Annotated in this window: 13 protein-coding genes; 5 read left to right on the top strand and 8 right to left on the bottom strand. The window is 30.7% G+C overall.

Annotation, left to right across the window (positions count from 1 at the left end; all coding sequences use genetic code 11):
- Positions 1 to 80 precede the first annotated feature (80 nt).
- Complete coding sequence (locus GYM72_RS06935; protein ID WP_220263903.1) at positions 81 to 620, bottom strand: DUF1440 domain-containing protein; 540 nt, start codon at positions 618 to 620, stop codon at positions 81 to 83.
- Between the two features lie 345 nt (positions 621 to 965).
- Between GYM72_RS06935 and GYM72_RS06930 the strand changes: the two genes are divergently transcribed.
- The 4 genes from GYM72_RS06930 to GYM72_RS06915 are packed head-to-tail and all read left to right on the top strand — an operon-like array spanning position 966 to position 4,654.
- Positions 966 to 1,538 (top strand): CopD family protein, encoded by a 573-nt coding sequence (locus tag GYM72_RS06930; RefSeq protein WP_160541925.1) that lies wholly within the window; start codon positions 966 to 968, stop codon positions 1,536 to 1,538.
- Positions 1,539 to 1,545: 7 nt separating this feature from the next.
- Complete coding sequence (locus GYM72_RS06925) at positions 1,546 to 2,274, top strand: ABC transporter permease subunit (protein WP_220263902.1); 729 nt, start codon at positions 1,546 to 1,548, stop codon at positions 2,272 to 2,274.
- Entirely contained in the window at positions 2,274 to 3,950 is a 1,677-nt protein-coding gene (gldG, locus tag GYM72_RS06920; protein ID WP_220263901.1) for a gliding motility-associated ABC transporter substrate-binding protein GldG, read from the top strand. The genes GYM72_RS06925 and gldG overlap by 1 nt, the downstream gene beginning before the upstream one ends.
- Positions 3,951 to 3,952: 2 nt before the next feature.
- Positions 3,953 to 4,654: an SAM-dependent methyltransferase gene (locus GYM72_RS06915; protein ID WP_220263900.1), complete on the top strand. Its 702-nt coding sequence runs from the start codon at positions 3,953 to 3,955 to the stop codon at positions 4,652 to 4,654.
- Positions 4,655 to 4,941: 287 nt separating this feature from the next.
- Here GYM72_RS06915 and GYM72_RS06910 read toward each other — a convergent pair whose 3' ends face one another.
- Positions 4,942 to 5,751, bottom strand: a complete 810-nt coding sequence (locus GYM72_RS06910; protein ID WP_220263899.1) for an aminotransferase class IV — start codon at positions 5,749 to 5,751, stop codon at positions 4,942 to 4,944.
- A 68-nt stretch (positions 5,752 to 5,819) separates the two neighbouring features.
- Entirely contained in the window at positions 5,820 to 6,200 is a 381-nt protein-coding gene (locus GYM72_RS06905) for an START-like domain-containing protein (protein WP_105298045.1), read from the bottom strand.
- Positions 6,201 to 6,515: 315 nt separating this feature from the next.
- On the opposite strand from GYM72_RS06905, the gene GYM72_RS06900 reads away from it, so the two are divergent.
- Complete coding sequence (locus GYM72_RS06900; protein WP_160557137.1) at positions 6,516 to 7,118, top strand: RNA polymerase sigma factor; 603 nt, start codon at positions 6,516 to 6,518, stop codon at positions 7,116 to 7,118.
- 247 nt (positions 7,119 to 7,365) lie between these two features.
- On the opposite strand, the gene GYM72_RS06895 is transcribed toward GYM72_RS06900, so the two are convergent.
- The 5 genes from GYM72_RS06895 to GYM72_RS06875 form a co-directional block, all read right to left on the bottom strand.
- Positions 7,366 to 8,037 (bottom strand): DedA family protein, encoded by a 672-nt coding sequence (locus GYM72_RS06895; protein ID WP_160557138.1) that lies wholly within the window; start codon positions 8,035 to 8,037, stop codon positions 7,366 to 7,368.
- A 118-nt stretch (positions 8,038 to 8,155) separates the two neighbouring features.
- A complete protein-coding gene (locus tag GYM72_RS06890; protein ID WP_220263898.1) occupies positions 8,156 to 9,574 on the bottom strand; it encodes a nucleoside recognition domain-containing protein in 1,419 nt (472 codons plus the stop codon).
- A 79-nt stretch (positions 9,575 to 9,653) separates the two neighbouring features.
- The gene (accD, locus tag GYM72_RS06885; protein WP_220263897.1) at positions 9,654 to 10,508 is read right to left on the bottom strand and encodes an acetyl-CoA carboxylase, carboxyltransferase subunit beta; all 855 of its coding nucleotides are present in this window, start codon (positions 10,506 to 10,508) and stop codon (positions 9,654 to 9,656) included.
- 81 nt (positions 10,509 to 10,589) lie between these two features.
- Positions 10,590 to 10,946 (bottom strand): hypothetical protein, encoded by a 357-nt coding sequence (locus GYM72_RS06880; protein WP_220263896.1) that lies wholly within the window; start codon positions 10,944 to 10,946, stop codon positions 10,590 to 10,592.
- A gap of 2 nt (positions 10,947 to 10,948) precedes the next feature.
- Entirely contained in the window at positions 10,949 to 12,142 is a 1,194-nt protein-coding gene (locus GYM72_RS06875) for an alanine dehydrogenase (RefSeq protein ID WP_160557140.1), read from the bottom strand.

The raw sequence follows: 12,142 nt of genomic DNA, 5'->3' as shown, positions 1-12,142 counted from the left end.
ATTTTTTTTTAGGTAAATAAGGTAAAAAAAGAGCATAAAACATATGCTCCTTTTTACATGTATGTTGAAATATAAAATTTTTACCTGAAAGGAGAGGTAAGAGGGATTTCGGAATCCGGTTGTTTCGTAATTCGGTTTCGTAAATCTCTACGCGTAATTTCAATTATCCAGGTCCAGAATGCATGTCCGAAAAATTCAGAGAAATGTTCTGCAAAAGGCTGATCCCACGGGGCAGGTACCGTTCCCAGTATTGGCATTATAATAATATGGAACATTATGAAAATAAATATTCCATAGGCAGTTCCCTGCCATAGTTTAATTTTAGGATAATATTCTGCAACTAAGCAATAGAATATTGCACAGATAATTGAGAAGGAGAAGTGAATAATAAAGCTCATGATCGGTCGCGGATAATCATTAAAATAATACATAAGATGGGAAAGGTCATGAGACATTCCCAGTTGTTCCAGGAGGTGTTGCGGCGGATTGGTCATATCTCTTTCGGGAGTACGGGGAGGAAAAGGAACTTCCCAACCGAATTTGATAAAACCTGAAATGATTCCTGAAATGATTCCTACCCATACGGCAACATTTTTCTTAGGATGTAAAGCATTTTTCATAAACAGAATTATATAAATGATTAATTAAAATAATAATGTAATTTTTTGATACTAATGTATGCTATCTAAATACATATGTTTAAAATTATTTTCAAAAAAAATGCCTAAAATTTTACATTTATTCAGTATAATACTAATTATATTACAATTTTATTCATGAAATTGATAGAAGGTTAAGCAATGTTTACTTATGTCTTTATTACCAAAAGATATATCAATTATTTAAAGAACTATAATTTTAGCTTAAATATAATCGGTGTGTATATGTGACCTGTTCACAGGGTTATATATTAAAGTATTGATAATATTAAATTTATTAAATTCGCATTCAAAATTGATTGTATAATGCATATTCCTGATATTCCGAGTTATTTTGCCTTAAAAGCGATTCACATTATTTTTATGGTAAGCTATTTTGCGGGGATTTTTTACTTAATACGTTTATTTGTTTATTTTATAGATACCAATGAAAAACCGGAGCTTGAGCGTGAGATTCTTAGAAAGCAATACATATATATGATTTCTCGTTTATGGGATATCATAACGGTTCCGGCAGGAATTATAATGCTTATTACCGGAACATTAATGATGATTAATACTCGCGGGGATATTACTTTTTACATTTTAAGAGAACCTTGGTTCCATATCAAACTGGTATTTGTTGGAGCATTGGCTCTATATCATTACTGGAGTTGGAGGTGTATTAGAAGAATAAAGGCCGGAAAATTCATTACAACTTCTATTAAGCTCCGTATGATGAATGAAGTTGCTACTATTATTTTATTTGCCGTAATATTTATAGTTATTTTCAAACAATATTTTATGGGAATGTGGCTAAGCTTATTGATCAGTTTTATTGTTCTAGTTCTTGTAATTATGTTAGTTGTAAAATTAGTTAACAGAAAAAAGAAAAAGTAAGAATCGTATGTTTTCAATTTTTAAAAAAGAACTTTGGGCATATTTTGGAACATTAGGCGCTTATATTGTTTCGGCTGCTTTATTGTTAATCTGTTCTTTATTTTTATGGTTTTTCGATAATGATTTTAATGTTTTCAATGTAGGATTGGCTACATTAAATAACTTTTTTATACTTGCTCCCTGGGTATTGATGTTCCTATTACCTGCCTTGACAATGAAAAGCATTGCGGAAGAAGAGCAAAACGGTACTTTGGTCTGGTTATTTTCTCAACCATTGTCTGTTTCATCTATTGTATTAGGTAAATATTGGGCGATTATAGTTCTAGTCTTATTTTCTTTACTTCCTACTTTTACCTATGTTTATACGATTAATAATTTAAGTTTACCGAAAGGAAATATAGATTCAGGAATCATTGTTAGCGGATATATCGGATTACTCTTTTTGTCTATGACCTTTGCTTCAATTGGTATTTTTTGTTCTTCTTTAGTAAAAAATCAGGTATTAGCGTTTGTAACGGGTGTCTTTTTTTGTTTTATTTGTTTTTATGGATTTGAAAATTTGGCATCGTATAATCTGCTAGGAAATTTAGATTATACCCTTCAAAAAATAGGATTTTTTCAACATTATACCAGTTTTACCAAAGGGATTGTAGATACAAGAGATATAGGTTATTTTATCTTTGTAATAGTTGTTTTTCTTTTATTATCGATTCGAATAATCAACAGCAAAAAGTAATGAGATATTTAAAAAAGATAAATATTAGCTTAGTAATCCTACTTATTGCAGGACTTATATTAACTAGTGGTTTTTTTTATAAAAGGTTTGACTTAACTTCGGATAAACGATATACGTTAACTGAAAGTACTCGTCAAGTATTAAAAAAAATTGATGAGCCGATGCAGATTGATGTATATTTAGAAGGAGATTTTCCTGCAGATTTTAAACAACTGCAGTCTGAAACTCTCAGTCTGCTAGATGAATTTAAAAGGTTAAATTCCAATATTAATTTTCAATTAATTGATCCAATAAAGGAAAAATTATCACAAGAGACATTAGAAGCTATGGGTATGGCTCCTTCGGCTTTGCGGGTTGAAAAAGATGGAGCATCATCTCAACTAATTTTATTTCCTTATGCAACTATAAAATATAAAGGCAATGGGCAAACAGTACCGTTAATAATTTCTCAGGCAGGAATAACAGGAGATGAGCAAATGGCTAAATCTATCGAAAATCTGGAATACGGTTTTATCAGTGCTATTGATAAGTTATCCAATAAACGTTTGAAAAGTGTGGGCATTTTAGTAAATCAAAAAGAACTGAACCGATTGGAAATGTTCAGCCTGGCTAACAGGATTCATCAAAGTTATAATTTCGGACCTATTTTTCCTAAAGATAGTCAGACCTTGTCACTTCAGGATTTACCAATACTTAAGAAATTTGACGCCATACTGATTGCCAAACCAAGAAAGGCTTTTACTGATAAGGAAAAATTAACGATTGACCAATATATCATGAGTGGAGGTAAAACACTATGGGCAATTGATCAAGTTAATGCCGAAATGGATACTTTGCTTAAGTCCAGTAAAATACTGGCTTATCCGTATGATCTTAATCTAACTGATTTATTATTTTCATACGGAGTAAGGATAAATTCCGGAATTGTTAAGGATATAAAAAATCCTACCTATATAAATTTACAGGTTGGAGAAATACAAGGGAATGCACAAAATGCAAGAGTACCTTGGGTATATTTTCCTATGGGATTTTCCTTGAATAATCATCCGATAACCAAAAATATTAATCCGGTATCCTTTCAGTTTCCTACTTCCATAGATACCTTAGATACTCCCGGAGTTAAAAAAACAATTCTCTATCAAAGTTCTTCCTATACCACGCTTCAAGGAGTACCCTCCTATATATCACTTGAAGAAGCAAAGTTATTTGAAAGAAACAACGTAAATTGGAACGAATACAATAAAGGGCCTAAAATATTGGCAGTTTTGCTTGAAGGTAAATTTACCTCTGCATACAAGGATAGGATAGAGTCTAGTGGAATTAAAAATTTTGTGGACCGGTCAAACGATAATAAGATGATTGTTATATCCGATGGAGACTTAGCAAGAAATCAGGTGATAAAAGGTCAGCCCTTGCCTTTAGGTTTTGATTATTCAACAGGTATTACTTATGGAAACGAAGAATTTTTAATAAACGCCCTAGACTATTTATTAGATGATCATGGTTTAATGCTTTTAAGAAACAGGACGGTACAAATGAGAATGTTGAATAAGCCTCTAATTGTTCAGGAAAAATCGTATTGGCAATGGTTAAATTTAGGGGTTCCTATCGTTTTAGTCAGTATCGTAGGAGGTTCGTTTATATTTGTAAGAAGAAAAAAGTTTAGTAAAAAATAATTATGGCTGTATTATATTTACTTCCTGCCTATTTAGGTGAAACCTCACCCAAAGATATATTTTCTCCGAGAGAAATCGAATTATTACATACGTTAAAATTTTTTGTTGCTGAAAATCAAAAATCGGCCAGAAAATTTATTAAATTTTTATGTCCGGAAATAACTCAAAGCGAATTAAGTGTTTCAATATTAGATAAAAGAACCACGGAAGAGGAATTGGAATATCTTTCACAGCCTTTGAAAAACGGGGAGGATGTTGGATTAATTTCAGAAGCGGGATTACCTTGCATAGCAGATCCGGGTAATATTTTAGTTTCTTGGTGTCACAAACACGATATTCGAGTAGTTCCTATTACAGGTCCTTCTTCCATTATATTGGCGTTAATAGCCAGTGGCTTGAATGGTCAAAATTTTGCTTTTAACGGTTATCTTCCCATAGATTCTAATGTAAGGAAAAAGACAATAGTAAATCTTGAAAAGGTTAGCAGAAATCAAGGATCTGCACAAATATTTATGGAAACTCCGTATCGAAATCAAGCGTTATTTGATGACTTGATTAAATACTTAAATCCAAAAACTTCTTTATGTATTGCCACGAATGTTACTCTTCCCAATGAATCTATTAAAACTTTATATTGCAAAGATTGGAAAGCTAAAAAACCAAATTTTCACAAAGAACCCACCATTTTTATAGTACAAGCTTAAATTTTATTTTACACTTTAGCGTGTTTATCTATCTAAAATTGAGGGGTAATAAAAAACGTACTATTTACACTATAAAATAATTTTATTGATAAAACCCTTTATAGAACCATAATTAGATTATTTTTGCATCAAGAAAGTAAGAGATATCTTTAAAAAGATTTTTAATGATCTTTCAAGACATGATTACATTAAATGTAATCGCTTTCTCATTTTTTTGTGGTTTTAGTTTGAGGTCGCTTATGCGACCTTTTTTTATTTAAAACAAAACAGATGTTTTGAGTTGCCAACTATTCTAAAGAATAACCGATAAATTTTTTTGTCAATAAATGAGTTTGATCTTTCTTAAAAACTTTTTTTCTCAACCGGGTAACGGGCAGTAATCCATTTTCATCACTAAGTATAAAAAATTCATCTGCAGATTGAGCTTCGAAAGGAGATATTGGTGCTTCTTTAAAGATGTAATTTGTTTTTTCTCGTAGAAAAAGGATGTAATTTTTCTTTAAAACAGATTGGATGGCACCTTCCGTAATGGGAGGGGAAACTATCATATTATCTTGAATTAAAAATATATTACCTAATACAGATCTAGCTATTCTTTTTTCACTATTCAGCAAAATAACGTCCTGTAACTCATTTTCTCTTGCATATTGTTCTGCTATGCTGTTAAGAGGCTGATAAATTAATAAATCAGACAATAAATTGGGATATATAAGAATTTCTTTATAAACATCAACTTCATTTTCAGTAGTTACAAAGAAATTTTTATAGGATAAAATTTGTATTATAAATGAAGGGGGATGATTTTGGATATTTCTATAGATTGTTATTTTTACTCTACCTTCTGTAGTATTTAATTTCTCAGAGAGTATTTTAATTTGATCTTCAAATAATTCCGGAGTAAAAGCTAGAGGTATATCTATCCTCATTTTTCTCATGGATGCCATCAATTGGAAATATACATATTCCCAATAAAGGAGTTTATTTTGAAATAGCCAACAGAAACCATTTACAAAATCCCCGGAAAAATAATTGTTTTCAGTGTAATTGATTACTAATTGATTTTCTTCAATACATTTTTGATTGAAAATTATTTTCATACTAAATCATTAGTATTTTTTGTGTTAGTGGTTTTTTTATTGGCCCTAATACGGGAGTAATTATTATGTTAAGAACCTATAATCTTTTTTAGGTCTTCAATTAAATTTTCCCAATATAATTTAGAGTGTTCTAAGTCGCTTTCTTCGGCAAAATCAGTAATTACAAGAGCTACGTCACTGGTTACATCATCAACATGTATGGCAAGTTCCCAAAAATATTTGGTTCCTTCATCTTCTTCCCATCTGAAACGCACAAAAGATTCTTCTTTATATCGTATTAAGTTGGCTGATTCTTCTTGATCTCCCCATACAAAAGTAAATTTATCTCCTCTTTCAATTACGTCATCTGCTAACCATTCACTCATACCTGAAGAAGTTCCAATATATTCAAATAAAAGAGTGGTGGAACATTTCATAGCAAATTCTAATTGGTATTTTATCTTATTCATATTAATATTTAGATTTCAAGTTGCAATATATAAATTTGTTCTATATTTTAAAAATTATATTACTAAAGCAAAAGTTTTGATTTTATAATCTGGCATATGAGTTTTGATAGTAATAATAGACGTTTACATAATAAATAAGAAAAAATAAAACAAATTTATGTTGCATAAATAAAATATTATAATTTCATTAACAGTTTTTAGGTTTTTTTAAAAATTTATGTATACATTTGCTCATTAAGAAAGTTTTATAAGTTTAAAGAATTTAAATGTATTGAATAGATTTTTACTTTAGTTAAATATCAAATATCATAAGTAATGATAAAAAGAACTGACTGTGAATTAGTTCATTCTTATATTAATGGTAATGAAAATGCTCTTAAAATATTATTGAATAGGCATAAGTTAAGGATATATAATTATATTAATCGAAAGGTAAATAATCCTGAGCTTGCAGAAGATCTATTTCAAGATGTTTTTATAAAGGTTATTTTAACTTTAAAGGAGAAAAAATATAATGAAGAAGGCAAATTTTTACCTTGGGTTTTGAGAATTTCACATAACTTAATTATTGATCATTTTAGAGTTTCGAATAAAACCAAATTTATTAATGAATCGAGTGGACCGAACGAAGAATATAATATATTTGATTTTGTTACGGTTTCGGAACAATCCATTGAAGAATTGATTATTAATGAGCAAATTAACCTGGATCTTAAAAGGCTTATAAATGAACTTTCTGAAGATCAAAAAGAAGTTTTAGAATTACGCTTTTATAAAGGTTTAAGCTTCAAAGAAATTGCAGAAGAAACAAATGTCGGAATTAATACTGCATTAGGTAGAATGAGATATGCAATTTTAAATCTAAGAAAACTAATTGAGACCAAAAATTTAACATTCATTTACAATAATAAAATTTAATGTAATATCGTTATCAATACTATAATAACTAGTAAAGAACAATATTCAATGTACAAAAAATCTATTAATTTGTCAAATGAAAGGAGAGGTCCTTCCAATTATACTATAAATTTAATTTTAAACTTTTCTAAAAGTATAAAAATTATTGAATTAAGTAAAATTAAACATTCAATAATTTATTGCAACTAAAAGCAGCTGGTAGATATATATAATTTTTAAAATTATATATATCTATTAGTTTTTTACATTAATTTTCTGAAATATCTTTATTTTTTTGGAAAAATAACTTAACTACTACAGGGGCGGTGGTTACTATAACCATTACTAATACTATAGTTTCAATATGACGTTTCAAATCGAAATTAAATTCATTAAGGAATATTTGGTAAAGGTAATGTCCTGCAAATAATAAGGAAAAAGACCAAGCCGTTGATCCTAAAACATTATAAAATAAGTATTTACCCTTATTCATTTGAACAATTCCGGCAATTATAGGTGCAAATGTTCTTAAAATAGGTAAAAACCGAGCAAGAATAATTGCTCTTCCCCCATGTTTTTCATAAAATTCTTTTGCTTGGAAAAGATATTTTTTTTTGAATAAAAAGGTATCTTTTTTATTATAAAGATAAGTTCCGCTTTTTTTTCCAAACCAATAACCTATTTCGTTGCCAATTATACCGGCAATTGAAATTAAGCACGATAATAAAAAAACACTTAAAAAATCTGATTCAATATAAAAAATTTCTCGTATTAATTCCTTACTGTATATACCTGAGAGGAATAATAAACTATCTCCGGGAAGGAAAAATCCGGCAAAGAGACCAGTTTCAGCAAAAACTATAAATAAAACTAAATAAATACCGCCTAACTTTATATAAAACTCCGGATTAACTAATTGGCCCCAACTAAAATCATTCATAGGAACAAAGAAAAATTAAATATTAACAGGTGCAAAGATATTAATATTTAATTAAGAAAAATATTGTTATAGGAGTTCGATGATGTGTTAAAAAAATTAACATATTTATAGTTAATGGCTACCCAAAGAAATAATAGGTAATAAAAATTGCCGTAATTACGCCTAATAAATCGGTCAGCAAACCTGCAGTAAGAGAATATCTAATTCTTTTAATACCTACACTTCCAAAATAAAGAGCAACTATATAGAAAGTAGTATCTGCACTTCCCTGAAATATACAGGTAAGTCTTCCTACAAAAGAATCAGCACCATAATTTTGCATGGCCTCAATCATTAATGCACGGCTACCACTCCCACTAAGGGGCTTCATTAAAGCAGTAGGTAGTGCAGGTAAAAAATCAGTATTGATATGTAACGAGGATAAGCAATAAGAAATAGAATTAATTAGATAATCCATTATACCGCTGGTTCTCAATAAACTGATAGCAGCTAACATGGCTACTAAATAAGGAATTATTTTTACAGATACTCCGAAACCTTCTTTAGCACCATCAATAAAACTATCAAAAACATTTATTTTTTTTATAAAAGCGCCTGTAATAAATACAACGGGAATTAGTAATAAAAGTACGTTGCTAATCACTCGAGAGGCTGTACCACGCTCAAAATTTATATATTCTTGGTTAGTTTTACGGATCAACTCAGGAGTTATTTTTTTATCTTTTATGTTAATCTCCTTCTGAAATGAATCAGGATATAATTTAACGAAATCTTCTGTAGTTACATTTTCACCGGATACAGTTTGAGGGGTGATGTGAGATACGTACTCGACAGCATATTTTGTCCGAGAATCTGTGGAATATTTTATGAAATAGGAAAGCCCAAAAATCATTACTAGAGCCCCTAGTAGACCGATCAATATTTGGCGACTAAATAAGTTTAAGCGTTGTTTAATCCCTACTATAATTATACCGAATAAAGTTGTGCAAAAAGTTCCCACAATACATGGTACGAATATATCGGTAGGATCTTGTGCACCATTTAAATAACGGTAGAGCATAATGGATGTTGGGATTAATGTTAGTCCCGAGGTATGCAAAACTAAAAACATGATCTGTGCATCCGTTGCAGTATCTTTTTTAGTATTCAGTGTTTGCAAACTGTCCATTGCTTTTAATCCTAAAGGAGTGGCGGCATTATCCAGTCCAAGAAGATTGGCACTAAAATTCATCATCATATTTCCTATTGCAGGATGACCTTTGGGAATGGAAGGAAATAATTTGGAAAAAAAAGGAGAAACCAGTTTAGAGAGAAAACGTATAGCACCTGCATTTTCACCAATTTTCATAATTCCTAACCAGAAAGTCATCATTCCAGCCAAAGGCAAAGCAATATCCATTACTGCAACTTTGGTAGTACTAAACAACCCGTCAACCATATGTTTAAAGATTACCGTATCTCCTAAAAACAGGAACTTAAGAATTCCTACAAAAAAAGATAAGATAATAAAGGCAATCCAAATATAATTAAGGGTCATTTATTTGAGAGGATTATAAATTTTTAGGTAATGGATTAAAAAAAGAAAAGCTAATAATTATTAGCTTTTTCTTTATATTTTATTTAACTTCTTTATTCATTAACATGTCAACACAATGTGAAATGGTATTTTTTAAATCTTTTCTATGTGCGATAATGTCTATAAAGCCTTTTTCTAAAAGGAATTCAGAAGATTGGAAACCAGGAGGTAAATCTTTTCCGATTGTTTCTTTAATTACTCTTGGTCCTGCAAATCCGATTAATGCGCCGGGTTCAGCAATTATAATATCACCGGTAGAACCATATGAAGCGGTTATTCCTCCAAAGGTTGGATCGGTTAGTACAGATATATAAGGAAGTCCGGCATCACTTAATTGAGCTAATTTAGCTTCAACCTTTGCCAATTGCATCAAAGATAGTCCTGCTTCTTGCATTCTAGCACCTCCGGATTGACTTATAATTACATATGGTAATTTATTTTTAATACAGTAATCGATGGCTCTTCTAATTTTTTCTCCAACCGCAGATCCCACAGATCCTCCGATGAAACTAAAGTCCATACAAGAAATATAAATTTCTTTTCCATTTACTTTACCTACCGCATTTCTTATGGCTTCAGTTAATTTAGTTTTAGATTGTGCTTCTTTTAATCGATCTTTATACGGTTTGGAATCGACGAAATTTAATGAATCTTTGCTGTGAACTTTTACATCAAGTTCTTTAAATTTACCATTATCAAATAAAATCTGGAAATATTGGGAACTACCAATTCTAACATGAAAATCATCTTCCGGACTTACATAGAAATTAGCTGTTAATTGATCAGTTTCAATAATTTTCCCGGATGGAGTTTTATAGTATAATCCCTCAGGAACCTCCCTCTTTTCGCTAATGTCAGTACTTATGTTTTTTTTCTGTCTAGTAAACCATCTCATATATTCTGTTTTACATTTAGATTGTAAATATAGGAAAAAATTGTACAAACGGAATTTTATGTTAAAAAATCCTTAATAGGATTAATCAATCGTGTTTATGACTACCGTGTCTTTGCATTTAGTAAATGTAACTTTTAAGCTTTCATAATGAAGGACATAATGAGGACAAGGCAATGCTTGAGCATTACTCATCTTAAAATTTATTTTACCTTTACTAAGAACTGTATCTTTTATATAATTGAGAGATATTTTTTTTAGTTTAAGACTTTCCAGACTTTGATTAGAAAATTTTAAAGGTTTGGTTTGTATTTCAGCTAAAACCCTGTCATTGGGCAAATATGACCAAGAAAATACCTTATTACCAAATACAAATAATATAAATACAAAACCCATAAAAAAACCCGTAAGATAGAGTCTTAATCTTTTAGAAAATGACATGCTTAAATAATTAGTAAATGAATGTCTTGATATGGCAGATCGTACCAAGAAGCTATCTGTCTATTAGTAATTCTGCCTTTGTACATATAAATGCCCTGACAAATTCCACGGTTTTTTCTAAACATAGCTTCAAATCCTCCTTGATTGTTCAGATTAAGAAAATAACTTAAAAAAAAATTACTTAAAGCTTTTGAAGCGGTTCTTGCAAATTTAGAAGTGATGTTGGGAACACAATAATGTAGGACTTCATGTTTAATAAAAGCTTCATTTTTAGCATTTATTTCTGAGGTTTCAAAAACTCCTCCGTTATCAATGCTTATATCAATGACAACAGATCCCGGTTTCATTCTTTTAACAGTATTTTCAGGTACAATAATCGGCGCCCTAAGTTCTCCCTTTAAACATCCAATGGCAACATCGCAGCGAATTAACGCTTTGCTGAGCTCTTTCGGGTCTATCGTAGATGTATACAACCGTCGTCCCAGTAATTCTTGAAATCTTCTAAGTCGAGTAAGAGAATTGTCAAACACTTTTACGGTGGCTCCTAACCCTAATGCCGAACGCGCGGCGCTTTCTCCCACATTTCCTGCTCCTATAATTACTACGTTGGATGGTCTAACGCCGGTTATACCTCCTAGTAAAAGTCCATTTCCCCCATGAGTTGAAGATAATAATTCAGCGGCGATAAGTATGCTGGAAACTCCTGCTATTTCACCAATAAGTCGTACAATGGATAATTCATTATGGCTGTCTCGTATATATTCGAATCCTAAAGCCGTAATCTTTTTTTTAGAAAGTTCTTCGAAATATTCTTTGCATTGAGTATTTATTTGTACAGCAGAAATCAAATAGGAACTTGGCTGCAAGTGCTTTATCTGATCTATGGATAAAGGTTCAACTTTTAAAATGATGGGTTGAGACAGAACCTCTTTAGGGTCGTATGAAATTTTTGCCCCTGCTTCGCAATATAAAGCATCGGAATAATGAGCCCCTAAACCGGCTCCACTTTCCATTATGATTTCAATACCATTAGAGCTTAGAACCGATACAGCATCGGGAGTGAGAGCAATCCTGCTTTCAATCAAATGATCTTCTTTAGGAATACCAATACTGCATTTTCCTCCTTTTTTTATCACTTCAATTCGTTCCTCCAGGGGAATCAGCTCTTCTTCGGAAAAAGGTGTATAAATACCCAT

It is taken from the genome of Apibacter sp. ESL0404 (genome assembly GCF_019469245.1).
Taxonomy (GTDB): domain Bacteria; phylum Bacteroidota; class Bacteroidia; order Flavobacteriales; family Weeksellaceae; genus Apibacter.
This window is presented reverse-complemented; position numbering and strand designations above follow the sequence as displayed.